This window comes from Methyloceanibacter methanicus (assembly GCF_001723285.1).
Classification (GTDB): Bacteria; Pseudomonadota; Alphaproteobacteria; order Rhizobiales; family Methyloligellaceae; genus Methyloceanibacter; species Methyloceanibacter methanicus.
Window position 1 is genome coordinate 188958 of sequence record NZ_LPWG01000002.1, and the last position, 24806, is coordinate 213763.

A 24806-nucleotide genomic window follows, 5' to 3' on the forward strand; every position below is an offset into this window, starting at 1 on the left:
TACGTGCCATCGACTTTTTTTTGGCGATCTTCGTCGCCTTCACCTTCGCTCTCCCTGCCGCGCGGGATGCCAGGGCGGATATGTACGCGACGATGACCAAGGATACCTGCTGGGTCACGACGGAGACCACCGACGAGGCGGTCAAGAAGAAACAGTATCGGCAGGCGATCGCAGGCTACACCAAAGCGATCGAGTGGACGGCCAAGACCTGCGGTCAGACCCTAGAGGCGGACTCGCTGGCCAAGGAAGAGCTGAAGAAGAGCCATCTGGGCCGGGCCATCGCCGCGGCGGGTTCCGGCGATTACGATCTCGCCGCACGCGATATCGCCTTGTTGTATAAGTCGGATGTCGTGTGGCTTTGGGAACATCGACCCCACATGCGCGCCTTGTTCAACAGCAAGGCGATGTCGGACCCTTCCGGAACCGTGTTTCTGGACTGGTCGCTCGGGGTCGTGAACAAGGCCATCGAGAAAAAGCCCAAGACATCGGTTTACCGCGCTGCCCGCGCAAAGATCTACGAGGTGAGAAAAGAGTTCGACAAGGCGCTCGCCGAACGCACCGCGCAGGTCGACTACGCACGGAACAACGCGGACAAAGCCCAAGCCCTTTACGATCGGGCCTATACCCGCTCCCGGCTTGGCGACAAAGAGGGAGAGCTTGCGGATCTCGACGCGGCTATCGAGCTCGATTCCGACCCGGGGCCCTGGCGCTACGCGAACCGCGCTTCTCTTCACAAGCAGGCCGGACGGATCGACGAGGCCATTGCCGACTACACCAAGGCGATGAGCGACGAGAACTACCACAGGTACCCCGAATATCTGGCGGCGCGGGCCGACCTCTACCGCAAGACCGGGAAGCTCGACGCGGCCGCCAAGGACTATGCCGCGGTACTATCTAAACAGCCCAAGAACACCGATAGTCTCTACGGCTTGCTGCTCGTGCGCACGCAGCAAAGGGATACCCGTCAGGTGCGAAGACTGCGCGCGCGGCTCGACAAGCTCAAACCCGGCTATCTCGACGATCCGGAACGGGCCCGCGAGCTGGCCGCGGCGGGGGGAGGGGCGGGTCTCGCCGAACCCTCCACATCGCCCGAGGCGCTACGCGAAGCCTGGACCATGGGAGAGGTCGTGCCTTGGCGCCGCTTCAACACCTGATCGGGAAACCAGACCCCACGATCGACAAGGCGTGGGACATGACGTCGAAGTTCGTCAGCACCGAACAGAGGGAAGCGGGGCAGCCGCCGCGTGGACTTGGGAAGATTCCCGCGTTCAAGGGCCCGAAATCGGCTCAGCTCAAGCAGACGGTCGCCTTCGTCTTCCGTCAGAGCAAGGCGGTCGAGGCGGCGTTGGAGAAGAAATTCGGCGCCCAAGCAGGCGCGGTGTTCGCCGTCTCCAATGCCGGCTATCTGGCCATGACGCTGAACCAGATTGGCGTCCCCAATGTCAACGGACAGCTCGGCAAGATGATCAAGGCGCAAGGACCATCAAGCGGCCTGCCTCGCGATGTGTGGGCCGATACCGTCACGAAAACCGAATCGAACGCGAAGCCCGAAGAGGTGGCCAAGGCCTGGCAGGCGGGGCGGAAGACCGCGCGGGAGTTCATCGCCGGGGCGAACAAGAAGCCCGAGAAGAAGTCCGAGGCGCCGCCCGAAAAGAAAACGCCAAAGGCTTCCGCAGCCGAGCTCGACCTCAACGCGCTCTACGACACGGAGGCCGAAAAACAGAAGGCAAACGCCGCCAGTGCCATCGAGCAGCTTGCCCGCAAGGCCGGTAAGAGCCCCGAGGCCTTCGTCGCCGGGCGTTCGTGCTCGGCCGGCTGCACCTTTTCTTGCGATTGGGCGGGCGTACAGTCCAGGGCGAAGGAAGTCTACCTCTTCGCGTGGCCGGACTCTGTCGACGACGTGCTCGAGTGCCTCTTTATCAACATCCACAAGGAGAAGTTCGATAGGGCGCTGATTTATGCCGAGGCCCTGCTCGTGGGAAACACGGGGGCCGAAGACGTGGCGAACGGCGAAGCGGCCGTTCTGCTCGGTTCGGGACGCGGATTGGGCAAGCGCGACTTCACCCTCGCAGCTGAGCATCTGGCGCGTATCGAGGGCGACCAACGTGCCTGGGCACAGAAGCTGCTGACGGCGACGCAGCCTTTCGCGAAGCCGACTGAGAAGGGATCCAAGCCCGAGAAGGCAATCGCCGAGGAGAAGGGCGTCAAGCCGCCGGAGCCGCTGCGAAAATGCGACGATTTCGACGCCCTCTACTACGACCCGGGCACGACGCCGCCTTGCGAGCCTTAGTAGCGAGGCTTCCGCGCCCTGCTCAGGCTAAAGAATGAACTTAGAGAGGTCCGCGTTCTTGGCGAGGTCGCCGATGTGTTCGCGCACGTAAGCGGCGTCGATGGTGATGGTGTCGCCGTCAAGGTCGGCGGCATTGAACGAGACATCGTCGAGAATGCGCTCCATCACCGTCATCAGGCGGCGTGCACCGATATTCTCGACGGAGGTGTTCACCTCCACGGCGATGTCGGCGATGGCGTCGATAGCATCCTCGGTGAAGTCGAGCGCGACGCCTTCCGTCTTCATCAGCGCCACATACTGATTGATGAGACACGCCTTCGGTTCCGTCAGGATACGGCGGAAGTCTTCCCGGGTGAGCGCGCGCAGCTCCACGCGGATGGGAAGGCGCCCTTGCAGTTCGGGCAACAGGTCCGACGGTTTGGCGATATGAAACGCACCCGAGGCGATGAAGAGGATGTGGTCTGTCTTCACGGGTCCGTATTTCGTGCCGACGGTCGTGCCTTCGATGAGGGGCAGAAGATCGCGCTGCACGCCTTCGCGGCTGACATCCGCGCCGGCGCGGTCCGACCGGGCGCAAATCTTGTCGATCTCGTCAAGGAAGACGATGCCGTTGTTCTCAACGTTCCGAATCGCCTCCTGGACCATCATGTCGTCGTCGATGAGCTTGTCGGATTCCTCCGCCATCAGGATCTCGAAAGAGTCCTGTACGGTGACGGTGCGTGACTTGGTGCGCTGGCCGAAGGCCTTACCGAGCATGTCGGAGAGGTTGATCATGCCGACCTGGCTGCCGGGCATGCCTGGAATCTCGAACGACGGCATGCCTCCGCCCGTATCGGCGACCTGGATCTCGATCTCCTTGTCGTTCAGCTCGTTGGCGCGCAGCTTCCGCCGGAAGACGTCGCGGGTCGAACTGCTTGCGCCCGCGCCCACGAGGGCGTCGATCACGCGCTCCTCGGCGTTGATCTGTGCCTTGGCCGCGACCTCTTTGCGCTTGGCGTCTCGCACGAGACCGATACCTGCTTCGATCAGATCACGGACGATCTGCTCCACGTCCCGGCCCACATAGCCGACCTCAGTGAACTTGGTTGCTTCGATCTTGATGAAGGGCGCGCCGGCGAGCTTGGCCAGGCGCCGGGAGATTTCCGTCTTGCCGACCCCGGTGGGGCCGATCATCAGGATGTTCTTGGGCAGGACCTCCTCGCGCATGTCCTCGTCCAGTTGCTGGCGCCGCCAGCGATTGCGCAAGGCGATGGCGACGGCGCGCTTGGCGTCGTTCTGGCCGACGATGTGCCGGTCGAGTTCGGAAACGATTTCGCGGGGGGAAAAGGCGGTCATGCAGGGACTGACTTGTTCGGAATTAGCGGGCGGTCGCGTCGAGCGTTTCGACGGTCAGGGAATCGTTGGTGTAGACGCAAATTTGGGCGGCAATGGCCATGGCCTTGCGCGCGATCGCTTCCGCGTCGAGATCGGAGTCGAGCAGGGCCTTGGCGGCGGCGAGCGCATACATGCCGCCCGAGCCGATGCCCATGACCGCATCGTCCGGCTCCAGCACGTCGCCCGTGCCGGTCAGGACCAGGCTCTCGTTCGGGTCCGCGACGATCATCATGGCCTCGAGGCGGCGCAGATACCGGTCGGTCCGCCAATCCTTTGCCAGTTCCACGCAGGCGCGCTTCAGCTGGTCCGGAAACCGTTCCAGCTTGGTCTCGAGGGCGTCGAACAGGGTGAAGGCGTCGGCGGTCGAGCCCGCGAAGCCGGCGATCACCGGCCCGGTGCCCACGCGCCGCACCTTCCGCGCGGTGCCTTTGATGATGGTTTGGCCCAAAGAGACCTGGCCATCGCCGGCGACCACCACCTTGCCGCCCTTGCGGACGGTGAGAATGGTTGTGCCATGCCAGACTTCCGGGGAGGAGGAGGGTGCACTCATACTGCATTGCGATATCGGCCTTGCGGCCCCGTTCGTCAAGCGCCGGCGCGGGATCGGCGGGTTGCGGCCGAAATCCGGCCGGCGCGACGTCCCGGCCGCGCTAGTTCACCTTGGGCACCATGGCCGTCAGGGGCGGCACCGCGACATCCGTGACACGCCAGCGGACGCCCTCCAGGGTCATCGTGGCGGTGATGGTGGGCGCGTCGGCCTCGTTGGGGTTCTTCGCATCGACCCGGAAGGTGGTGGGCGAGGAGAAGAAGGCGTAGGTCATATAGTCCCAAAATCCCTCGTCTTTTTCCCGGTGCTCGACCACGGTGGGATTGCTCAGGAGCGCCTCCGGGGTCACGAGGTCGTCCACCGTGCCGCCGATCACCGAGGGCCCGAGGATCTTGGTCAGCGCTTCGCCGATATCCCCCAGAACGGGGCGTTTTTCGCCCAATTCCTGAGATTTCTGCAAGAGTTTGCCCTCGACCTGGGCCTTCGCACTCGCCCGAATCGCGGGAAAATCGACAATTTTCTTCAAGGATTCCGCGTTGTTGGTCAGGAGCGCTGCTCGAGCCGGTAGAGCGTCCAGTAGGGGTAGGCGACATAGATGGCGAGCAGGATCAGAAGCAGCAGAAAGAGGCGGCGCATGAACGTAAATCCCTCAATTTGTGACCGTCGCCCATAGCATGGCTGCATGACGGGGCGTATAAGCCACGCGTAATGGAAGCGAATTGCTAAGAGCCTTTGGGCTAGGCTGGCAGACATGCAACAGCGAAGCAAATCCGCGGAGTCCGCCGCGCCGGCAGAAAACCGGACCGCGACGGTCGACCGTCGCACCAAGGAAACGAGTATCAGCGCCACCGTCAATCTCGACGGTACGGGGGCGTACGACGTCGCCACGGGCGTGGGCTTTCTCGACCACATGCTGGAACAGCTCGCCCGTCACGGGCTGTTCGACATCGCTCTGAAGGCGGACGGCGATCTTCACATCGACCAGCACCATACGACGGAGGATTCCGGCATCGTCCTGGGGCAGGCTTTTGCGCAGGCCCTCGGCGACAAGGCGGGGATCACGCGCTATGCGTCTTGCTACCTGCCCATGGACGAGACGCTGACGCGTGTCGCGGTCGATGTGTCCGGGCGCCCGTTCCTCGTGTGGAAGGTGGAATTCACCCGCTCCAAGATCGGGGAGATGGACACGGAGCTCTTTCGCGAGTGGTTCCAGGCGTTCGCGCAGAACGCAGGCATCACGCTCCATGTCGAGACCCTGTATGGCGAGAACAACCACCACGTTGCCGAGACCTGTTATAAGGCCCTTGCAAGGGCGTTGCGCCAGGCCGTGTCCATCGACGCGCGGCAAAGCGGGCGGGTGCCCTCCACCAAGGGGCAATTGTGAGGGTCCATTGGGCCGGCGTTCCGGTGCGAACGCCCGATCGAGGTTGAGCGTAACGTAAAGTGACCGTCTATTCCGTCTATGAGCCTTCCGATGCGCCTTCGGGCCAAGGCGATGCCGGCGCCGAAGCGCGCGCCGAAAAGATCGCCTTCGTGAAGGAGGGCTTTGCCTGGATTGCGCTGATCGTGCCCATCCTTTGGCTGATCTACCATCGGATGTGGCTCGAGCTCCTCGCGTTCCTGGCCGTCTTCCTATCGCTGCCGGCGATCTTCGGAAACGATCCGGTTGGGAAAGACCTCGCGGGCTGGGCCTCGCTCGGCCTCACGGTTCTGTTCGCGTTCGAGGCCAACGATCTGCGCGCCTGGGCCCTGCGGCGCCGCGGCTTTCGATTCGCCGGCACCGCCTGGGGCCGGGACCAGACCGAGGCCGAGACGCGCTTCTTCACCCGTTGGCTTCCCGAGCAGGCGCAATCACAGCCGGCCGTGCCCGCGGACTTGCCCGTGCCGGCGAAGTCTCCCGCGATCGTGCCGACCCGCCCGCTTGGCGGCGACGAAGTGATCGGCTCGTTTCCGCGGAGCTAGCGCCATGCATGTCGCCATCATCGATTACGGCTCCGGGAATCTTCATTCCGCCGCGAAGGCCTTCGAGCGCGCGGCCGGCGAGCTCGGTTCGCCGCTCGAGATCCATGTGACGGCGGAGCCGGACGACGTGCTCGCCGCCGACCGCATCGTTCTGCCGGGCGTCGGCGCGTTCGCCGACTGCAAGGCGGGGCTCGCGGCCGTGCCGGGCATGATCGAGGCGCTGGGCGAGGCGGTCACCGAACGCGGCGCACCGTTCCTCGGCATCTGCGTCGGCCTGCAGCTCATGGCGAGCCGGGGGCTGGAGCACGGCGTGACGCCGGGGCTCGATTGGATCGGCGGCGAAGTGCGCGCCATCGAGCCCGACGACGTCGCGCTCAAGATCCCGCATATGGGCTGGAACACGCTCACCCTCGAGCGCGATCACGCGCTGTTCGAGGGAATCCCCACAGGCGAGAGTGGCCTGCACGCCTATTTCGTGCACTCCTACCACTTCGTGCCCAAGGCGGCCGAGACCCGCGTGGCGACCACGGATTACGGCGGTGCGGTGACCGCCTTCGTGGCGCGGGACAATGTGGCCGGCAGCCAGTTCCACCCCGAGAAGAGCCAGAAACTGGGATTGGCGTTGATCGCCAATTTCCTGAAATGGAAGCCCTAGGAAGACGCGTTTCATGATCCTATTCCCCGCCATCGATTTGAAGGACGGTCAATGCGTGCGTCTGCGCCAAGGCGCGATGGACCAGGCCACGGTCTTCAATGCTGACCCAGCAGCCCAAGCGAAAACCTTCGAGGACCAAGGCTTCGAGTGGCTCCATGTGGTCGATCTCAATGGCGCGTTCGAGGGCAAGCCCGTCAACGGGCCGGCGGTCGAGGCGATCTTCGCGGCGAGCCATTTGCCCATCCAACTCGGCGGCGGCATCCGGGACATCGACACGATCGCCCTCTGGCTCGACAAGGGCATCGACCGGGTGATCCTCGGCACGGCGGCCGTGCGCGATCCCGATCTCGTGCGCGAGGCGGCGCGATTCCCCGGCTGCATCGCGGTCGGCATCGACGCCCGCGACGGCAAGGTCGCCATCGAGGGTTGGGCGGAGACATCGGAGATGACGGCGCTGGATCTCGCGCGCCGGTTCGAGGATGTGGGGGTCGCCGCCATCATCCACACCGACATCGCCCGCGATGGCCTGCTCGAAGGGCTCAACCTCGATGCGACGGCCGAGCTTGCCGATGCGGTCTCCGTGCCGGTGATCGCCTCGGGCGGTCTTGCTTCCATCGACGACATCAAGCGCCTCGTGGAATCGCGCTATGCCAAACTCGACGGCGCCATCGCGGGACGCGCGCTCTATGACGGCCGGCTCGACCCGGGCGAGGCGCTCGGGATCATCGCCGCGAAATACGGCCATCACGGCGTGACGGGGCAGTACTGACGCGATGCTCAAAGTCCGTGTGATTCCCTGCCTCGACGTGAAGGACGGCCGTGTCGTCAAAGGCGTGAACTTCGTCGACTTGCGCGATGCGGGCGATCCCGTGGAAGCCGCCGCCGCCTATGACGAGGCCGGCGCGGACGAGCTGTGCTTTCTCGACATCACCGCGAGCCACGAAAAGCGGGGCACGATCCTCGACATCGTCAGCCGCACCGCCGAGCGCTGCTTCATGCCGCTCACGGTCGGCGGCGGCGTCCGGTCGACCGAGGATGTTCGGGCGCTGCTGGAAGCGGGCGCGGACAAGGTCTCGATCAACACGGCCGTCGTGCGCGACCGGCAACTCGTCCGCCGCGCGGCCGAGAAGTTCGGCGCGCAATGTATCGTGGTGGCGATCGATGCCAAACGCGTCGGCGCCAACGGCAAGGCGCCGCGCTTCGAGATCTTCACCCATGGCGGGCGCGAGCCCACGGGCATCGACGCCATCGCCTATGCCGAAGAGGTCGTGTCGCTCGGCGCGGGCGAAATTCTCCTGACCTCCATGGACCGGGACGGCACGCGCATGGGCTTCGACAACGTTCTGACCCGCGCGATCGCGGACGCTGTGACCGTGCCGGTCATCGCCTCGGGCGGCGTCGGCAATCTGCAGCATTTGGTGGACGGGGTCCGCGACGGGCACGCCTCGGCGGTCCTGGCCGCCTCGATCTTCCACTTCGGCGAGCACTCGATCGGGGAGGCCAAGCGCTTCATGGCCGATGCGGGGCTGCCCATACGGCTGGACCCTTGAGCCGCCCATGAGCGTTCCCGCCTATTCCCAGCAGCCGCGCCACGGTGTATGAGCCACGACATGACCAAGGATGCATTGGATAGGCTCGCCGCCACGATCCGCGAACGCCGGACCGCCGCGTCCGACAAGTCCTACACGCGGCAGCTTCTGGACGATCCGATCCTGTCGGCCAAGAAGGTGGGCGAGGAGGGTGTCGAGGTGGCGATCGCGCCGCCGCGCAGGACCGGGACGCGCTCATCTCCGAAGCGCCGACCTGCTCTACCATTTTCTGGTGCTGCTCGAGTCCCGCGAGATCGGTCTTGCGGACGTGTGCGCGGTGCTCGAGGACCGCATGGGCACGTCCGGTCTTGCGCGCCGCGACGGCCGTCCGCGCACCAAGGGGCCGGCGGACTAGCCGGACACGGGCGCTTTCGTGATGGACACCAGCCCCGCCGTCGCCTTCTCGCCCTACACGATGTATTCGCGCATGGAATGGGCGCGCTTGCGCGAGGACACGCCGCTCACGCTCAACGAGGCGGATCTCGAAAATCTCTCCGGCGTCACCGAGCGCGTCTCCACGGACGAGGTGGTCGACGTCTACCTGCCCCTGAGCCGTCTGCTCAATCTCTATGTCGAGGCCTCCCAAGGCTTGCATGGCGTCACGGAGGAGTTCCTGCGCAAGGGCAACGGCAAGGTCCCGTTCGTCATCGGGCTTGCGGGCAGTGTTGCGGCCGGCAAGAGCACGTCGGCCCGCGTGCTCCAGGCGCTGCTTGCGCGCTGGCCGAGCCATCCCAACGTGGCCCTCGTGCCGACCGACGGTTTTCTGTTCCCGACGCCGTACTGGAAGACCGGGGGCGCCGCAAGGGCTTTCCCGAGAGCTACAATCTGCCGGCGCTGCTCAACTTTCTGGGGCGAGGTGAAATCCGGCAAGGCGCGCGTCGAAGCCCCCGTCTATTCCCATGTGGTCTACGACGTGCTGCAGGGCCACACACTCGCCGTCGACAATCCGGACATCGTTATCGTGGAAGGGCTCAACGTGCTTCAACCTGCCATCCTGCCCAAGGACGGCGAGGCCATACCGTTCGTGTCCGACTTCTTCGATTTCTCGATCTATATCGACGCCGCGGAGGCGCTCGTCGAGCGATGGTATGTGGAGCGCTTCCTGCGCTTGCGCCAAACCGCGTTCCGCGATCCGGCGGCCTATTTCCATCGCTATGCGACGCTCTCCGAGGACGAGGCGCGCACAACCGCGCTATCGCTTTGGCGGACGATCAACCTCGTCAATCTGCGCGAGAACATTCTGCCGACGCGCCAGCGCGCCGATCTCATCGTGCGCAAGGGCGAGGGCCATGCCGTTGAAAGTGTGGCACTCCGGAAGCTCTGACTCTTACGACAGAAGCCCGCGGGATTTGGCCAGGTCCAGGAGATTGGTCTCGGGACGGGCGCCGATGTGGGAGATCGCTTCGGCCGCGGCAATGCTGCCCAGCCGTCCGCAATCCGCCAGCGGCATGCGGCGGGAGAGGCCGAACAGGAATCCCGACGCGTAAAGATCGCCCGCACCGGTGGCGTCGACGACCTGCGAAACAGGTTCGGCGGCAACTTCCGTCGTTTCCCCGCCACCGACGATCAGCGATCCGGCTTCGGAGCGGGTCAGGACGGCCATCTCGCAGTCCTGCAGAGCCGCGTCGGCGGCCTCCAGGAACGTGTTGGTCTCGTAGAGGGAGGTGATCTCCTTCTCGTTGGCGAACACGATGTCGGCTCCGTCCTTGACGAGCGCGCGGAAGTCCTCGCGGTGCCGGTCGACGCAGAACGGGTCGGAGAGGGACAGGACCACCTTGGCACCCGCCTCCTTCGCGAGCTTCGCCGCTTCCCGGAAGGCGGATTTGGCCGCGTCCTTGTCGAACAGATAGCCTTCCAGATAGACGAATTTGGCCGCGCCGATGAGGTCGGCATCGATATCGGCGGCGGTCAGGTCCACGCTTGCACCGAGGAACGTATTCATGGTGCGTTCGCCGTCGGGCGTCACGAGCACGAGGCAGCGCGCGGTCGGCGCCCCATCGACGGCCGGCTCGGTCCCGTATTCGATGCCCAAGGAACGGATGTCATGGCGGAAGATGCCGCCGAACTGGTCGGCGGCCACCCGGCCGATGAAGCCGCATTTGGCGCCGAGCGAGGCAAGGCCCGCAATCGAGTTGGCGACCGATCCGCCAGAGCGTTCCGTGGCCGGACCCATCTCCTCGTAGAGCTCCGCGGCCTCGCTCGAATCGATCAGCCGCATGAAGCCCTTGTCTAGGTTGCGCTTGGACAGAAAGGCATCGTCGCAGCGGGCGATGATGTCTACGATGGCATTGCCGATGCCAACCACGTCATAGGTCTTTGCAGCCATAGTCTCGCAAGGTCTCCCCGTTCGAAATTGGTCAATCCGGTGCGGCCGCTGGCGCTGCGATTTTCGCTCGCTATATTCCCCCAGCAGACCGAAGCAGGACAAGTTCATGCTTAACGCAGCACGTCAAGCCTTCGAGGAGCTCTTCTCGCCGCCGTTTCGCGCGGTCATGGTGAAGTGCGTGGCCTTCACGCTGGCCTTGCTCGCGGGGCTCATTGCGCTGGCCGTGTGGTCGTTCTCGTATTTCGTCGTCTGGCCGGATTGGATCGAAACCACGATCCAGTGGCTCGGCGGCCTCGCGCTGGTCGCGGGCTCGATCTTTCTCATTCCGCCGGTGACGTCGCTCATCGCGGGCCTCTATCTCGACGATATCGCCGGCGTCGTCGAGCGGCAGAACTTCCCCGGCGATCCGCCGGGCCGGGAACTTCCGACGGCCCGGTCGATCTGGCTCGCGATCCGCTTCTTCTTCGTGGTGCTGATCGTCAACCTGATCGCGCTGCTGCTCTTGCTGGTGCCGGGCGTCAATCTGATCGCGTTCTACGTGGGCAACGGCTATCTGCTGGGCCGTGAATATTTCGAGCTCGCGGCCATGCGGCATGTGAGCGAGCGCGAGGCCAAACGCATCCGCAAGGCCAACGGGACGCCCATCCTGCTGTGCGGGCTCGTGATCGCGGCCCTGGCGTCCGTGCCGATCCTCAATCTCGTGACGCCGCTCTTCGCGACCGGGTTCATGGTGCGCGTGTGGAAGCACATCGCCGCGAAACCGAACGCACGCCTGCCGGGGGCCGGAGAGCGCAATGGGGCGCGCGACCCGTTCGCGCAGACCACGCGCGTCTAGGCCGGCGCTTCGACCTTCTGCTTGAACGCACATAGATCGCGAATATGGCAACGCCAGCACTCGGGCTTGCGCGCCTTGCACACATAGCGTCCGTGCAGGATCAGCCAATGGTGCGCATGGAGCTTGTATTGCTCGGGGATGACGCGCTCCAAGGTGTGCTCGACTTCGAGGGGCGTCTTTCCGGGTGCGAGCCCTGTCCGGTTCGAGACCCGGAAGATATGGGTGTCGATCGCGATCGTCGGCTGGCCGAACGCGACATTGAGCACCACATTTGCGGTCTTGCGTCCCACACCCGGCAAGGCTTCCAGCGCCTCGCGGCGCGCGGGCACCTTGCCGTCGTGCTCGGCGACGAGCTTGCGCGAAAGCGCGATCACGTTCTTGGCCTTATTCCGGAAGAGCCCAATGGTCTTGATCCGCTCACTGACGGCCTCTTCGCCGAGCGCGACCATCTTCTCGGGCGTATCGGCCGCCTCGAACAGGGCCGGCGTGACCCGGTTGACGGACACGTCGGTGGCTTGGGCGGAGAGAACCACGGCTACGAGCAGCGTGAAGGGGTCGCGGTACTCCAGCTCCGTGCGCGGGTCGGGATCGAGGGCCTCGAACCGCGCGAACATTTCCTCGATCTGCGCGCGCGTGAGTCTGGTGCGTGAAGCCCGCCGCTTCGCCCTGGTCTTCGGCGCCTCACGTTTCTTTGCTCGAGCGGCCACTTGCGCTATGCCACCTTTCCCGGCTGTACTACCTTCAACGCTATGACAGAGACGCATCCCTTGCCGCAAGGCCCTGATAACCCGGAACCGAGCTTCCGCGCGGTGCTGACCCCGCACCGTTCGCTGGGGCCGCGCGGGTTCGTGATCTTCATGCTCGCGGTGAGCACGATTTCGTTCGGGACGGGGCTCCTGTTCTTTCTCATGGGTGCCTGGCCCGTGGTGGGCTTCATGGGCCTCGACGTCCTTCTCATCTATGTGGCGTTTCGGATCAATTTCCGCGCCTTGCGGGTCTACGAGACGGTCGCGCTCACGGGCGATGCCCTAACCGTCACGCGCGTCGCGCCGGACGGCAGGGAACAGTCTTGGCAATTCAATCCTTATTGGGTGCGTGTCCGGGTCGACGAGCGGGTCGGATTGTCATCCGAGCTGTCGCTCGCTAGTCACGGTAAACGGCTGATTTTCGGGGCTTTTCTGACAGACCCGGAACGGGAGGACTTTGCCGATGCGCTCAAAGACGCACTGCGCGAGGTCCGCGCGCCGGACACGGGACAGACCGCGTTCGCTTGAGCTCAAGCGGCGAGGCTGCGCTTCTCGGTGAGGGTTCCGTCCGCCATGACGCGGTAGATCACCGGCGTGGCCGTCGCCAGCGAATAGTGCTGAACCTCTTCCGGGCTGAGCTTGTCCAGCTCCATGATCAGCGAGCGGAGCGAGTTTCCGTGAGCGACGACAATCACGTTCTTGCCCGACTGCAGCTCCGGCACGATCCAGCGGTCGAAGAACGGGCAGACGCGTGCAGCCGTGTCCTTCAGGGATTCGCCGCCCGGGGGCGCCACATCGTAGGAGCGCTGCCAGATCTGGACCTTTTCGGCCCCGAAACGCTTGCGGGCTTCTTCCTTGTTGATTCCGACAAGGTCGCCATAGTCGCGCTCGTTGAGGGCTGCGGCCTTGATGATGGGGAGCTTCCCCTGACCAACTTCGTCGAGAATGATGTCGAGCGTGTTGTGGGCCCGTTTCAGGGTCGATGCGAAGGCGCTGTCGAAGACCAGCCCCTCCTCCTTGAGCCGCTGGCCCGCGCGATGCGCTTCGGAGACGCCTTCCTCGCTGAGGCCGACATCCTTCCAGCCCGTGAACATATTGAGGCGGTTCCACTCGCTTTGGCCATGCCGGACCAAAACAAGAACATTATCTGAATCTTGCCGTCGATCGCTGGTTTTTTGAAGCATGTCCCCTGAATGACACCCTGTCATTGTCTGCTCGATTGGCCCTGTGACGCCTTTGCGGTCTCTTGATTGGTGGTGACTATAGTCCCGCAGAGTTAAGAGCCAAGGTCACTATCGCCGCCCAATGGGGTGACTTTTTGGCTGCAAGGATAACAAGACCTTAGCGTCCTCTCTCAGAACGGCCGATAAACGAACTATCATCGCGTTGTTACAATCCGAGCACATCCGCCATTGTGTATAGCCCAGGCGGCTTCCCTCTCGCCCAAAGTGCCGCCCGAACGGCGCCACGGGCAAAAATGCCGCGGTCCGAGGCGATATGGGTGAGTTCGATGCGTTCGCCCGGGCCTGCGAAGATCACGCTGTGCTCGCCGACCACGTCGCCGCCCCGGAGCGCGGCGAATCCGATATCGCCCTCTCTTCGCGGCCCGGTGTCGCCGTCGCGGGTCCGCACGGCCTTCTCGGCCAGCGCGACGGCGCGGCCGTTTGCCGCTGCCTCGCCCAGCATGAGCGAGGTCCCTGAGGGCGCATCGCGTTTGTGGCGGTGGTGCATCTCCAGAATCTCGATGTCGAATTCAGGTCCCAAGATCTCCGCGACTCGCTTCGTGAGCGCGGCCATGAGATTGACGCCCATGCTCATATTCCCCGCCTTCACGATCGTGGCGTGACGCGCGGCCGCGTCGAGCTTGGCGAGCTGGTCGTCGGTAAAGCCCGTGGTTCCGATGACGTGGACGATCCGGGCCTGCGCCGAGAGCGCCACGAACTCCGTCGTCGCCTTGGGCAGGGTGAAATCGAGGACGCCTTCCACATGGGCGAACAGGGCATGGGGATCGTCTGTGACGGGCACACCGATGGTCTCGAGCCCGGCGATCTCGCCGAGGTCCCGGCCCACGGCCGGCGACCCCTTCGCCTCGAGACCCCCGGCGATCTCGCAGCCTGGCGTCGCGTGCAGGGCTCGGGTCAAGGCCTGGCCCATGCGTCCGGCAGCACCGAGAACCGCGATCCTCATGTCACTCATCGTGCGTGGCGCCCCCCGATGCGTTCGTCACGCCGCCATGATAGGACGGCTGACTGCAAATTTGTGCGGTGCCGTTGTAGGACGGCGGGCGGCCGGTCACAAGTGCGGCGATGGCTGCAATCCACTGGACCATAGTAGGGAGCCGACAAACATGACCCAATCCGCGATGCGTAGGTTTGCCATCCTGCTCGGTGCCGCCGGGCTGGTTCTCCCTGCAGTAGCGGTCGCAGGGGTCATCGAAAGTGCGTATACGCCCCTCGTCCTGGAGTCGTGCGACAACGTCACCCCGCCGGAGATGGCCGAGCATGGAGCGGTATTCCGCTGCGAGGGCTATGGTGGAACCGAGGTCCGTGTCGCCGAGGGCGATCTGCGGATGTTCGTGTCCTACGGCAAGGGCGCGGGCGATCAGACCGCGGCCCGGCAGACCCTTCCGGTCTTCAACTCCATCGGCGAGACACTCGAGTGGCGCCTCGAGGACGGGAAGCCCTTCGCGACCATCCTGCGGTTCCGATGGGACAACGACGGCACCAGCCGGGGCTCGACCCTCGTCGTCACGAAGCTCGGCGAGACCGATTCATGCCACGTGGCCTATGTGCGGGCCGAGAACAACGCCGATGCGAACAGACTGGCGCGCGAGGTGGCGGACGAAGACGCGCGCCGGTTTTCGTGCAAGCGCGACCGGCCGCGAACCTACGGTGCGGACGGGAAGCCAATCGACAAGGCGAGAGACGCGTTCGACGCAGCGCCGGCAGGCTAGGCGACCTCGGCCGCGTCGAGCGGTATGTCCTCGAGCGGATCGCTCGGGACTTCGGCTTCTGGGCGGCCGTAATAATAGCCCTGGACCTGATCGCAGCCCCAATGCTTCAGCATGGCGGCCTGGCCTTCTGTCTCGACCCCCTCGGCGGTGATCGTGACGTCCAGGGACTGACCCAGGCCGACGATGCTGGAGACGATGGCGCTTGTTTGCGGATTGGAGCCGAGCGTGTCGATGAAGGAGCGGTCGATCTTGATCTTCTTGACCGGGAAGCGGGTCAGATAGGACAGGCTCGAATAGCCGGTGCCGAAGTCGTCCATGGCGATGGAGACGCCGAGCTGGTCCAGCTTGGTCAGGGTCTCGATGACGGCGTCCGTATTCTGCAGGATGGTCCCTTCGGTGATTTCGAGCTCGAGGCGCTCCGGCTCCAACCCGGTCTCCATGAGCACGCGGCGCACGAGCGCGTAGACGTCCTGGGTCTTGAATTGCGCCGGAGACAGGTTCACGGCGAGCTTGGTCTCGGGCGGCCAGCCCAGCGCGTAGGTACAGGCCGTCTTCAGGATCCATTCGCCGAGCGGCACGATGAGCCCCGTCTCTTCGGCAATCGGCAAGAAGGTCGACGGCGGAATCTCGCCCTCCACCGGGTGCCACCAGCGCACCAGGGCCTCGTAGCCAGTGAGGTCGCCGTGGCTCAGGCCAAACTGGGGCTGGTAATCGAGATAGAGCTGGTGCTTGCGAATGGCGTTGCGCAGGTCGTGTTCCAGGCGGCGGCGCCTTTGCAGCGCCGCGTCCATGGCCGGTTCGAAGAAGCGGAACGTGTTGCGGCCGTCCTGCTTGGCCCGGTACAGCGCGAGGTCCGCATTCTTCATCAGGATTTCGACCGGCTGGTCGGGGAGGGGCCCAAGGGCGATTCCGACGCTTGCCGATGTGATGATCTCGTGACCGTTGACATTGTACGGGGCGCCGAGCGCGCCGCAAACGCGCCGGGCCAGGTTCATGGCATCCTCGGGCGCGGTGATTTGCTCGGCCACGATGGCGAACTCGTCGCCGCCCATGCGTCCGACCACGTCGCTCTCGCGAAGGGTCTCGACCAGCCGCGCGGCGACCTCTTCCAGAAGCGCGTCGCCCGTCGCATGGCCGAGCGTGTCGTTCACGTTCTTGAAACGGTCCAGATCCAACCCGAAGACGGCAATCTTGGTGTCATGGCGCTTGGCCCGGGCGACCGCCTGTTCCAGATGGTGCCGCAACTGCAGCCGGTTGGGCAGCCCCGTCAGCGAATCGTGCATGGCCAGATAGCGGATCTTGTCCTCTGCCTGCCAGCGCTCGCGAATGCGCCGCGATGCAATGGCCGCGGGGACCGAAAAGCCCATGACGATCAGGAGGCTGGTGGTCACCGTCACGACGACGAGTGCGAGATTCGTCAGCGCCGCCGCCGCGCTCTGGTCTATGTCGAAGGCATAGACATGGGAGACGTTTCCCCCTTGCGTGACAGGGACGAAGACGAGGCTGTCCCTGTCTTGATCCGGGACCGCCGAGACGGCGACCTTCTGCTGCGCGACCGCTTCGGCCAAGGCCGTTTTGGCTGTCTCTGTCTCAAGCTTGCCGGACAGCGCGCCCGGCGCCACCCGGCCGCCCACGGCGAGGGTCTCGCCGCGCGGCGTGAGCACGGCGAAACCGTCCATCTTGCTCACATAGTCGTCGCTGGAGCCGCCCGTGTCGGCCGCGAAGAGTCCGCCCGTGAGCCAACGGATGCGCTCTGCGAACATCTGGTGGCTCTCGCCCACAGAGGCCTTCGGGACGCTGGGCGCCTCGTCCGTCCCCCGTGCGAGTCGTTGCCGCAGCGCCTCTGGCTGCAGGATCTGAAGGCTGTCGTCGGTGGGAACGGCCTCGGGCTCCTCAAGGATGCGGCGCAGGCGTTTGTCGGTTTCGGTGCCCCAGGCCTTGGCGGCGTCGGCGGCCTCGACCTCGAGCGCATAATCGATGGCCGATCGACCGGATAGAACGGCCGCCATCACCGTAAACAGGCCCAAAGCCACGAGGCCCAGCATGATCCATCGGTCGCGCGTATCGAATTCAGACATATGTGCGTATTTCCTACCGTCCCTCACCAATGGATGACCATAGGCGTAGGGTCGTTAAGGCAGACCGAATGGTTACAGTTAACGAAGGCTAAACGGGCGTGGTGCGAATCAACGCCAAGCGAATGCGATCTTGCGCAAGCTGGTCCCGCCGAAGCCTTCGGCGCCCTCGGCGATCGGCTTGCCGCCCAACCGGAGATAGAAGTCACAGGCTGCTTCGTTGTCTGCGAGTGCCCAGACCAGGAGGCCATGCAGGCGCCCTTCGCGAAGCTTCTGGCGCGCGCCCTCGAACAGCTTCGTCCCAAGACCGAGGCCCTGATAGGTGGGGCAAAGATAGAGTTCGAAAATTTCGCCCCGATAGGGCCCACGGCCGACACGGCAGCGCCCGAAGGTCACATAGCCCGCCACGTCGCCCTGAAAATCCAGAACCAGCACGGATGCCCGCCGTTGCAGGGCCCGCGCCCACCAGCCAGGGCCCCGGCGCGCGATCATTCGTTCCAGATCAAGATGGGGAATGATGCCCTGATAGGCCCCGCGCCATGCTTCTTCATAGGCGGTTGCGAGCGCGTGTGCGTCTTTTGGCCGTGCCGGCCTCACATGAGCGACATCGACGGACATGCGCAGAGCCTAGCCTAGTTTGCCTCGGTCGGGCAAAGGGCGCGTTTGGGTTATCCCACGCTGCGATGCCGCCCCTCCAAAGGAACAAGGCTCCAAAGAAAAAAGGCGGGCCAGAAACCGGCCCGCCCCTAGAGTTCGTTTGGTGTAAAAGCTGTGCTGACTAGTACGCCGACATCAGGACGATCTTGCCGTCCTTGTCGAGCTTGATGTCCATCACGCCGAATTCGCACTTGGCGTCTTCGATCTCGATGTAACCGTTATCCTCGACTTCGACTTCTTCGTAGCCCTTGCAGCCGAGCGTGCTCATGACCTCTTCGATCTTCTCGACCACACCGGCCGGAAGGTCCTTGTCATCATCATCGTCGTCAGCATAGGCGAAGGTGGTCGCGGCGAGCGCCAAGGCGGCGGCGAGGGAAACGGTCTTGATCATATCGGGAACTCCTTGCGATCTCAGGGTCTATGCGCGAACGCTGGCGCATGCGGTTCTTGTAGTCTGGCAATGTTTCAACAGTGCCAGAGGCCCGAGGGTAAGGTGCGCCAATATTGGTGGGTAGATCGCCACGGAATGTTCAGGAAAGTTTGGCAAAGCCTCTTGCCGAGACCTAGCGTCGCACACGGTTCTGAGGCGACCGCCGGGCCGGTTCGCTAAGCCGCGTTCTCGGCTTCGCGTTGGCGCTCGGCCTTCTTGCGATCGTTCGGATCGAGATGGCGCTTGCGCAGGCGGATCGAGTCCGGCGTCACTTCGACCAGCTCGTCGTCCTGAATGTAAGACAACGCTCTTTCCAGAACCATGCGTATGGGCGGGGTGAGGCGGACGGCCTCATCCTTCGAGGTCGTGCGGATGTTGGTGAGCTTCTTGCCCTTCAACACGTTCACTTCCAGGTCGTTGCCGCGCGTGTGTTCGCCGACGATCATGCCCTGATACACCCGCGCGCCGGGCTCGATCATCATCGGGCCGCGGTCCTCGAGGTTCCACAGCGCATAGGCCACCGCATCTCCCTGGTCGGTTGAAATCAAGACGCCGTTGCGGCGCCCCTGAATGGGGCCTTTGTGGGGCGCGTAGCCGTGGAATAGACGGTTGATGATCCCGGTGCCGCGGGTGTCGGTCAGCAGCTCGCTCTGATACCCGATCAGGCCCCGCGTGGGCGCATGGAACACGAGCCGCACGCGGCCGCCGCCGGACGGCTTCATCTCAATCAGGTCGGCTTTGCGTTCCGACAGCTTCTGCACGACCGCACCTTGGTGCTCCTCGTCGAGATCGATCACGACTTCCTCGATGGGCTCCAAGAGCTGCCCGGTCTCGTCACGGGTGAAGAGGACACGCGGGCGCGACACGGAGAGCTCGAAGCCCTCGCGGCGCATGGTCTCGATCAGGATACCGAGCTGCAGTTCGCCCCGGCCCGCGACGACCATGGAGTCGCGCTCGTCGGATTCGGTGACCTTCAGCGCCACATTGCCCTCGGCCTCCTGCAGCAGCCGGTCGCGGATCATGCGGCCCGTGACTTTGGAGCCTTCGGTGCCCGCAAGCGGCGAATCGTTGACCCGGAAGGTCATGGACAGCGTCGGCGGGTCGATCGGCTGGGCCGGGAGCGGCGCGTCGATGTCCGGCGCGCAGATCGTGTGGGCGACCGTCGCGTTCGGCAGGCCCGCGATCGAAACGATGTCGCCGGCGCTTGCTTCATCCAGCGCCACGCGCTCCAGCCCGCGGAACGCGAGCACCTTGGACACGCGGCCCTGCTCGACCAGCTTTCCTTCATGATCCAGCACCTTCACCATCTCATTGGGCTTGATCTTGCCCGCGGTGATGCGGCCGGTGACGATGCGGCCGAGATAGGGATTGGCTTCGAGGATCGTGCCCAGCATCTGGAACGCGCCCTCCTCGGTGGCGGGCGCGGGCACATGGCGGCGCACCAGCTCGAAGAGCGGGGTCATGCCCTGATCCTTCGGCCCTTCGGGACTCTCGGCCATCCAGCCTTCCTTGGCCGAGCCGTAGAGGACCGGGAAGTCGAGCTGCTCGTCATTTGCGTCCAGGGCCGCGAACAGATCGAAAATCTCATTCAGCACGTCGTCGGGGCGCGCATCCGGGCGGTCGACCTTGTTGATCACCACGATCGGCTTGAGGCCCATCTTGAGCGCTTTCGACACGACGAACTTGGTCTGGGGCAGCGGACCTTCGGCTGCATCGACAAGCACCAGCGCGCCGTCGACCATGTTGAGAATGCGTTCCACCTCGCCGCCGAAATCGGCGTGGCCCGGCGTATCCACCACGTTGATGCGGGTGTCTTCCCACACGATCGAGGTTGGCCTTAGCAGGATGGTGATCCCGCGTTCCCGTTCGAGGTCGTTGGAGTCCATGGCGCGCTCGTCCACGCGCTGATTGTTGCGCACGGCCCCCGATTGCTGGAGGAGGCGGTCGACCAGGGTTGTCTTGCCATGGTCGACATGCGCGATGATGGCGATGTTACGTAGCGTCATGTTCGGATGGGTCTTTCGGCCATGCGCCGGCGCATCCGCCAGCGGGCTGTTGTTGCGGCGCAATATAGGGATTTTGCCGCCAATCGCAATGGCGGGCGGCGCGGGCGGTCACGTGTCCGTCGCAGACCGTCGATAACCGTTGCACGCGCGGCCGTCGATACCGCACACTCGCGCGCCCGCGAAACCGTCCAAGAGACCGGGGCCGGGGCGTCCCTCATCTCGTCACGCCATGAAGGTTCCGCGATGTCCGAAACCCCGCAACCGCCCTTTGGGGCCATGCCCAAGGCGCTCTCCGGTTCAGAGCTGCCCTCGTTCCGCTACGCGCTCGGCGCGGCCCCCGCCAAGCAATTCGACGGCGGAACGGCGAAGGAAGCCAATGTCGGCCAGTTCCCGGTCTCCGAAGCTCTGGCCGGGGTCTACATGACCCTGGAGCCTGGCGCCGTGCGCGAGCTGCACTGGCACGCCAATGCCGCCGAATGGGCCTACATGATCGACGGCCACGCACGCGTCACCACGATCGACCCGGAGAACCAGGCCGAGGTCGCCGATTTCGGACCCGGCGACGTCTGGTACTTCCCGCGCGGACACGGCCATTCCATTCAGGGGCTTGCCGACGGCTGCACGTTCATCCTGGTGTTCGACAACGGCTACTTCTCCGAGTTCGGCACGTTCTCGATCACCGATTGGCTGGGTCACACGCCGCACGATGTGCTGGCCAAGAATTTCGGTCTGCCCGAGGCGGCCTTCGCCGATTTCCCCGACCACGAGGTCTACATCGCCAAGGGGCCGGTCCCGCCCCCGCTGGAGGCGTTCCCGCGCCCGGCTCGCTCACGCGCCGCCCCTCACTCATCGCTACCGTCTCCTGGCGCAGGCGCCGGAGCCGTTTCCGGGCGGCGAGATGCGGATCGCCTCGGAGATCGAGTTTCCCATCTCGACGACGATGACTGGTGCGTTGCTGACCATCGCGCCGGGCGGCATGCGCGAACTGCATTGGCACCCGAACGCGGTGGAGTGGCAGTACTACCTCACCGGCACCGGGCGGATGACCGTGTTCGGCTCGGGCGGGCGGGCGCGAACCGACGATTTCGCCGCCGGCGACGTGGGCTATGTGCCGCAAGGCTTCGGCCACTACATCGAGAACACGGGCGAGGACGATCTGGAGCTCCTCGTCGTGCTCAACAACGGCACCTACGAATCGATCTCCATCACCGCCTGGATGGCGGGGACGCCCGATCTCCTGCTGTCCACGAATTTCGGCGTGAAGCAATCCGTCTTCGAGGAGATGCCCGGAGACGCGGTGATCATGCCGGAGGAAGAGTAGCGCCGCCTATCCCCGCAGCTTGCGCAGGGTCCGTAGGCGGAGCGCATTGAGCTTGATGAAGCCCTCCGCGTCCTTCTGGTCGTAGGCGCCGGCGTCGTCCTCGAACGTGACGATCTCATCGGAATAGAGCGACTTGTCGCTTCGGCGGCCGATGACGATGACGTTGCCCTTGTAGAGCTTGAGGGTCACTTCGCCCTCGACGTGCTCCTGGCTCCTGTCGACGAGCGCCTGCAGCATTTCGCGTTCGGGCGCGAACCAGAAGCCGTAATAGACGAGCTCCGCATAGCGCGGCATCAACTGGTCTTTGAGGTGCATGGCTTCGCGGTCGAGGGTCAGCGATTCCATGGCCCGGTGCGCGGCGAGCAGGATCGTGCCGCCGGGCGTCTCGTAGATGCCGCGCGACTTCATGCCGACGAAGCGGTTCTCGACGAGATCGACGCGGCCGATGCCGTTGTCGTGACCGAGCTCGTTCAGCTTGGTGAGGAGCGCGGCCGGCGACAGCGTGACGCCGTCGATGGAGACCGGATCGCCCTTATCAAACCCGATGGTGATGGTCGTCGCTTCGTCCGGTGCGTCCTCCGGGGCCACGGTCCGCTGGAACACGTAGGCCGGCGGCTCCACGTTCGGGTCCTCGAGCACTTTTCCTTCCGAGGAGGAGTGCAGCAGATTGGCGTCGACCGAGAACGGCGCCTCGCCGCGCTTGTCCTTGGCGACGGGGATCTGATGCTTCTCGGCGAAGGCGATGAGGTCGGACCTGGAATGGAAGTCCCATTCGCGCCAGGGCGCGATGACCTTGATGTCGGGATTGAGCGCGTAATAGCCGAGTTCGAACCGCACCTGGTCGTTACCCTTGCCGGTGGCGCCGTGGCAGACGGCGTCCGCGCCGGTCTCCTTGGCGATCTCGATCTGCCGCTTGGCGATCAGGGGCCGGGCGATGGAAGTGCCGAGCAGATAGACGCCTTCATAGAGTGCGTTCGCCCGGAACATCGGGAACACGTAGTCGCGCACGAACTCCTCGCGCAGATCCTCGATGAAGATCTCCTTGATGCCGAGCATCTCGGCCTTTTTCCGCGCGGGTTCGAGCTCCTCGCCCTGGCCGAGATCGGCCGTGAACGTCACGACTTCGCAAGAGTAGGTCTCTTGGAGCCATTTGAGGATGATGGAGGTGTCGAGGCCGCCGGAATAGGCGAGCACGACCTTCTTGATGTCGGTCATTTGAGGTCCTGGAGAAACGCCGGCGTCCGGCGCGGTTCATGGATTTGGCCGGGACTATAGGCGTGAGCGGCGCGCACGCAAGAGGGCGCGCGGCTCCCTCAATCGGGGTCGGAGCGCCGCAGCAGGACATGACCCGATTGGCGCAGGGCCGCGCCCAGGCGCGCAAGGCCGGTTCCGACGCCCGCAAGAAGCGAGGCGATGCCCCGATGGAGCGCAAACGCGATCCGGTCCAGCCGCGCTTCGAGACGGGCGTCGTTGCGGCGGCCGGGCGCCAGAAGCAGGTAATAGAACAACAGGACCATGGTCACGGTGAAGATTCCTGCGAACAGCACGTCGCTGAGGAAGTGGCGGCCGAAGGCCACGCGCAAGCCCCCGACAGAGGCGCCGTACAGCACGGCGGCGCCCATGGTGAAGGGCCGGGCCGCGGGCGGCGCCAGCATGGCGGGGGCCACGGTCCAGAAGGCGAGGCTGCCTTCGCCCGACACGAAGGAGCAATTGCGTTCGCAGGCCCCGCCAGGCCGCCACCAGGCTCGAAGCCGGACTTGCCGCCGAACTGTTCGATCTGGTTCGGCCGCGGGCGCCCCCAATTGTCTTTCAGAACGAGGTTCGTGAGGACGCCGGGCCCCATGATGAACGAGCCGACGAGGAAGAGGGCCACGGACGGCGCGATGACCATCTTGGTGCGGGGGAACACGAGCTTGCGGATCAGGACGAAGACGGACGGGGCGACCAGGAGATAGGGCACCCAATAGGCAAGATTGCGGACCGTTTCCCAGTCCTCGTCGCGCGAGATCGGAAACTTGCCGGTCTCGGAATCGAAGAACAGCCTCGCGGCCCAGAGATCGACCTCCGGGAAGATCGCGAAGATCAATCCCAGGCTCACTCCGAGTGCCAGAGTTGCGAGCAGCCAACGGCGCGCCACGCGTGTCTCCCAGAAGCGGGAACCGGCCCGGATACTTGTCCGATCGGCGCGGTTCGTATGACCAGAATCAAGGCTTTATGGCCCAGCGCGCTCATATTGCCAACAAGGGCATCTCTGTCCCCTGGGACCCTCACCGCGTGACGTTTTTATGATTGTTGCGCAAGGACCTGGAACCGCAGAGACTGGAGCGTGTTTGAGTCTTCGGGGGGCGATGGAGTGTGCTGATGAGCAAGAACGAGATCTCCGAAGACAGGGCCCAGCCGCGCTCGCGCGCTGAGCTGCTTCGCGAATTCGGTTTTGCCTGGCGGCGGCAGTGCCGCGGGCTGGCCGCGCGGTCCTGGCGGGACACCGTGACGGATTTCAAGCCGGAGCTGGCTCGTGCCTTGGCCCATGAGAAGGCGCGCATGCCGGTCAGGCTCCGCGACCTGCCAGGAACCAGTAAGTAAGTCCGCCGGCAAAGCCCGCAGTTGCGAAGATGGTCATGTATTCGCTCGCGGGCAGGGCCGGCGCTTCGGCGGCGGCGCCTGCGAGAAGTGGGATGGCCGCCAGCGATGCCCCGCCGGCCAGCACGTAGTATATCCAGGACCGGATGTGCAGGACTTCGCCCGCGACGGCGGCGGCAAAGGCCGGCAGCGCCGTCAGTGCGGGGACCACGGTTCGATGAAGACGATAGCGCCGAACGCCATCGCCACGGAGCGTTGGACAACGGGGTCCTGGAGCGCCGGGTCCTGAAGCGCGAAGTCCCGGAACGCGGGATCCGCGGCCGCGATCGCGCTCAATTCATCGCCCGTCCACATGGCGCCGAGGACGAAGAGCACCACGAGCGCGACGGCGACGGCGACGAAGAACGCCACCACCACAACGAATCCGCGCCAGACGACGTGTCCGATCATGGGGTCCTCT

29 protein-coding genes and 2 pseudogenes are annotated in these 24806 nt (G+C 64.7%); 16 read left to right on the plus strand and 15 right to left on the minus strand.

The genetic code is table 11. The features are described 5' to 3' along the window. Positions 1-20: 20 nt before the first annotated feature. Together AUC68_RS01485 and AUC68_RS01490 are read left to right on the plus strand one after the other, a co-directional pair. Complete coding sequence (locus AUC68_RS01485; protein WP_069436018.1) at positions 21-1154, plus strand: tetratricopeptide repeat protein; 1134 nt, start codon at positions 21-23, stop codon at positions 1152-1154. Next, positions 1133-2290 carry a hypothetical protein gene (locus AUC68_RS01490; protein ID WP_069436019.1) on the plus strand — a complete coding sequence of 386 codons (1158 nt, stop codon included), beginning with the start codon at positions 1133-1135 and terminating at the stop codon, positions 2288-2290. The genes AUC68_RS01485 and AUC68_RS01490 overlap by 22 nt, the downstream gene beginning before the upstream one ends. Positions 2291-2317: 27 nt before the next feature. Here AUC68_RS01490 and hslU read toward each other — a convergent pair whose 3' ends face one another. The 3 genes from hslU to AUC68_RS01505 all read right to left on the minus strand — a co-directional run bounded on the left by hslU (position 2318) and on the right by AUC68_RS01505 (position 4737). Next, positions 2318-3625 (minus strand): ATP-dependent protease ATPase subunit HslU, encoded by a 1308-nt coding sequence (gene hslU, locus AUC68_RS01495; RefSeq protein ID WP_069436020.1) that lies wholly within the window; start codon positions 3623-3625, stop codon positions 2318-2320. 22 nt (positions 3626-3647) lie between these two features. Then, positions 3648-4214 (minus strand): ATP-dependent protease subunit HslV, encoded by a 567-nt coding sequence (hslV, locus tag AUC68_RS01500; RefSeq protein ID WP_069436021.1) that lies wholly within the window; start codon positions 4212-4214, stop codon positions 3648-3650. Between the two features lie 100 nt (positions 4215-4314). After that, positions 4315-4737 carry a DUF2939 domain-containing protein gene (locus AUC68_RS01505; protein WP_069436022.1) on the minus strand — a complete coding sequence of 141 codons (423 nt, stop codon included), beginning with the start codon at positions 4735-4737 and terminating at the stop codon, positions 4315-4317. A 225-nt stretch (positions 4738-4962) separates the two neighbouring features. Here AUC68_RS01505 and hisB point away from each other — a divergent pair, with 225 nt between their 5' ends. From hisB to coaA, 8 genes and pseudogenes are all read left to right on the plus strand, one after another. Then, positions 4963-5595 (plus strand): imidazoleglycerol-phosphate dehydratase HisB, encoded by a 633-nt coding sequence (hisB, locus tag AUC68_RS01510; protein WP_069436023.1) that lies wholly within the window; start codon positions 4963-4965, stop codon positions 5593-5595. A 59-nt stretch (positions 5596-5654) separates the two neighbouring features. Further along, positions 5655-6173: a DUF2628 domain-containing protein gene (locus AUC68_RS01515; protein ID WP_069436024.1), complete on the plus strand. Its 519-nt coding sequence runs from the start codon at positions 5655-5657 to the stop codon at positions 6171-6173. A gap of 4 nt (positions 6174-6177) precedes the next feature. Continuing rightward, positions 6178-6828 (plus strand): imidazole glycerol phosphate synthase subunit HisH, encoded by a 651-nt coding sequence (gene hisH, locus AUC68_RS01520; RefSeq protein WP_069436025.1) that lies wholly within the window; start codon positions 6178-6180, stop codon positions 6826-6828. A 13-nt stretch (positions 6829-6841) separates the two neighbouring features. Continuing rightward, positions 6842-7597: a 1-(5-phosphoribosyl)-5-[(5-phosphoribosylamino)methylideneamino]imidazole-4-carboxamide isomerase gene (gene hisA / locus AUC68_RS01525; RefSeq protein WP_069436026.1), complete on the plus strand. Its 756-nt coding sequence runs from the start codon at positions 6842-6844 to the stop codon at positions 7595-7597. A 4-nt stretch (positions 7598-7601) separates the two neighbouring features. Continuing rightward, positions 7602-8378, plus strand: a complete 777-nt coding sequence (hisF, locus tag AUC68_RS01530; RefSeq protein ID WP_069436027.1) for an imidazole glycerol phosphate synthase subunit HisF — start codon at positions 7602-7604, stop codon at positions 8376-8378. A 60-nt stretch (positions 8379-8438) separates the two neighbouring features. Beyond that, positions 8439-8531 (plus strand): annotated as a pseudogene (locus tag AUC68_RS18510) (hypothetical protein); the annotation flags it as partial. A gap of 37 nt (positions 8532-8568) precedes the next feature. Further along, complete coding sequence (locus AUC68_RS17320) at positions 8569-8772, plus strand: phosphoribosyl-ATP pyrophosphatase (RefSeq protein WP_244500333.1); 204 nt, start codon at positions 8569-8571, stop codon at positions 8770-8772. 21 nt (positions 8773-8793) lie between these two features. Continuing rightward, positions 8794-9741, plus strand: coding sequence for a type I pantothenate kinase (gene coaA / locus AUC68_RS01535; RefSeq protein ID WP_083240290.1), 948 nt, complete (start codon positions 8794-8796; stop codon positions 9739-9741). Between the two features lie 3 nt (positions 9742-9744). On the opposite strand, the gene AUC68_RS01540 is transcribed toward coaA, so the two are convergent. Continuing rightward, positions 9745-10743 (minus strand): adenosine kinase, encoded by a 999-nt coding sequence (locus AUC68_RS01540; RefSeq protein ID WP_069436028.1) that lies wholly within the window; start codon positions 10741-10743, stop codon positions 9745-9747. A gap of 106 nt (positions 10744-10849) precedes the next feature. Between AUC68_RS01540 and AUC68_RS01545 the strand changes: the two genes are divergently transcribed. Next, positions 10850-11578 carry a sulfate transporter family protein gene (locus AUC68_RS01545; protein WP_069436029.1) on the plus strand — a complete coding sequence of 243 codons (729 nt, stop codon included), beginning with the start codon at positions 10850-10852 and terminating at the stop codon, positions 11576-11578. Here the strand turns inward: AUC68_RS01545 and nth are convergent. Continuing rightward, positions 11575-12342 carry an endonuclease III gene (gene nth, locus AUC68_RS01550; RefSeq protein ID WP_083240291.1) on the minus strand — a complete coding sequence of 256 codons (768 nt, stop codon included), beginning with the start codon at positions 12340-12342 and terminating at the stop codon, positions 11575-11577. The two genes, AUC68_RS01545 and nth, sit on opposite strands and share 4 nt — an antisense overlap. On the opposite strand from nth, the gene AUC68_RS01555 reads away from it, so the two are divergent. Then, the gene (locus AUC68_RS01555) at positions 12328-12852 is read left to right on the plus strand and encodes a DUF2244 domain-containing protein (RefSeq protein ID WP_069436108.1); all 525 of its coding nucleotides are present in this window, start codon (positions 12328-12330) and stop codon (positions 12850-12852) included. The two genes, nth and AUC68_RS01555, sit on opposite strands and share 15 nt — an antisense overlap. A gap of 2 nt (positions 12853-12854) precedes the next feature. Here the strand turns inward: AUC68_RS01555 and AUC68_RS01560 are convergent, their stop codons facing one another. Next, positions 12855-13508, minus strand: a complete 654-nt coding sequence (locus AUC68_RS01560; RefSeq protein ID WP_069436030.1) for a 2,3-bisphosphoglycerate-dependent phosphoglycerate mutase — start codon at positions 13506-13508, stop codon at positions 12855-12857. A gap of 205 nt (positions 13509-13713) precedes the next feature. Beyond that, positions 13714-14520 carry a 4-hydroxy-tetrahydrodipicolinate reductase gene (gene dapB / locus AUC68_RS01565; protein ID WP_193407068.1) on the minus strand — a complete coding sequence of 269 codons (807 nt, stop codon included), beginning with the start codon at positions 14518-14520 and terminating at the stop codon, positions 13714-13716. A 151-nt stretch (positions 14521-14671) separates the two neighbouring features. Between dapB and AUC68_RS01570 the strand changes: the two genes are divergently transcribed. Further along, a complete protein-coding gene (locus AUC68_RS01570) occupies positions 14672-15277 on the plus strand; it encodes a hypothetical protein (RefSeq protein ID WP_069436032.1) in 606 nt (201 codons plus the stop codon). On the opposite strand, the gene AUC68_RS01575 is transcribed toward AUC68_RS01570, so the two are convergent. From AUC68_RS01575 to typA, 4 genes are all read right to left on the minus strand, one after another. Then, positions 15274-17355, minus strand: a complete 2082-nt coding sequence (locus tag AUC68_RS01575; protein ID WP_069436033.1) for a putative bifunctional diguanylate cyclase/phosphodiesterase — start codon at positions 17353-17355, stop codon at positions 15274-15276. The genes AUC68_RS01570 and AUC68_RS01575 overlap by 4 nt on opposite strands. A 108-nt stretch (positions 17356-17463) precedes the next feature. After that, positions 17464-17970, minus strand: coding sequence for a GNAT family N-acetyltransferase (locus AUC68_RS01580; protein ID WP_069436034.1), 507 nt, complete (start codon positions 17968-17970; stop codon positions 17464-17466). Positions 17971-18130: 160 nt separating this feature from the next. Continuing rightward, positions 18131-18400: a hypothetical protein gene (locus tag AUC68_RS01585; RefSeq protein ID WP_083240292.1), complete on the minus strand. Its 270-nt coding sequence runs from the start codon at positions 18398-18400 to the stop codon at positions 18131-18133. A 215-nt stretch (positions 18401-18615) separates the two neighbouring features. Continuing rightward, complete coding sequence (gene typA / locus AUC68_RS01590) at positions 18616-20445, minus strand: translational GTPase TypA (protein WP_069436110.1); 1830 nt, start codon at positions 20443-20445, stop codon at positions 18616-18618. 276 nt (positions 20446-20721) lie between these two features. Here typA and AUC68_RS18515 point away from each other — a divergent pair. Both AUC68_RS18515 and AUC68_RS17050 read left to right on the plus strand, forming a co-directional pair. After that, positions 20722-21117 (plus strand): annotated as a pseudogene (locus AUC68_RS18515) (cupin domain-containing protein); the annotation flags it as partial. Positions 21118-21343: 226 nt separating this feature from the next. Next, the gene (locus tag AUC68_RS17050) at positions 21344-21766 is read left to right on the plus strand and encodes a cupin domain-containing protein (protein ID WP_069436036.1); all 423 of its coding nucleotides are present in this window, start codon (positions 21344-21346) and stop codon (positions 21764-21766) included. A gap of 6 nt (positions 21767-21772) precedes the next feature. Here AUC68_RS17050 and AUC68_RS01605 read toward each other — a convergent pair whose 3' ends face one another. Beyond that, positions 21773-22981, minus strand: a complete 1209-nt coding sequence (locus tag AUC68_RS01605; RefSeq protein ID WP_069436037.1) for an argininosuccinate synthase — start codon at positions 22979-22981, stop codon at positions 21773-21775. A 98-nt stretch (positions 22982-23079) separates the two neighbouring features. Continuing rightward, on the minus strand, positions 23080-23892 hold the full coding sequence (locus AUC68_RS18270) for a phosphatase PAP2 family protein (protein WP_342027270.1): 813 nt from the start codon (positions 23890-23892) through the stop codon (positions 23080-23082). 235 nt (positions 23893-24127) lie between these two features. Here AUC68_RS18270 and AUC68_RS01615 point away from each other — a divergent pair, with 235 nt between their 5' ends. After that, entirely contained in the window at positions 24128-24349 is a 222-nt protein-coding gene (locus AUC68_RS01615; protein ID WP_069436039.1) for a hypothetical protein, read from the plus strand. Here the strand turns inward: AUC68_RS01615 and AUC68_RS01620 are convergent. Both AUC68_RS01620 and AUC68_RS01625 read right to left on the minus strand, forming a co-directional pair. Beyond that, a complete protein-coding gene (locus tag AUC68_RS01620) occupies positions 24315-24557 on the minus strand; it encodes a hypothetical protein (protein ID WP_069436040.1) in 243 nt (80 codons plus the stop codon). The genes AUC68_RS01615 and AUC68_RS01620 overlap by 35 nt on opposite strands. After that, on the minus strand, positions 24542-24796 hold the full coding sequence (locus AUC68_RS01625; RefSeq protein ID WP_069436041.1) for a hypothetical protein: 255 nt from the start codon (positions 24794-24796) through the stop codon (positions 24542-24544). The genes AUC68_RS01620 and AUC68_RS01625 overlap by 16 nt, the downstream gene beginning before the upstream one ends. Positions 24797-24806: the final 10 nt, after the last annotated feature.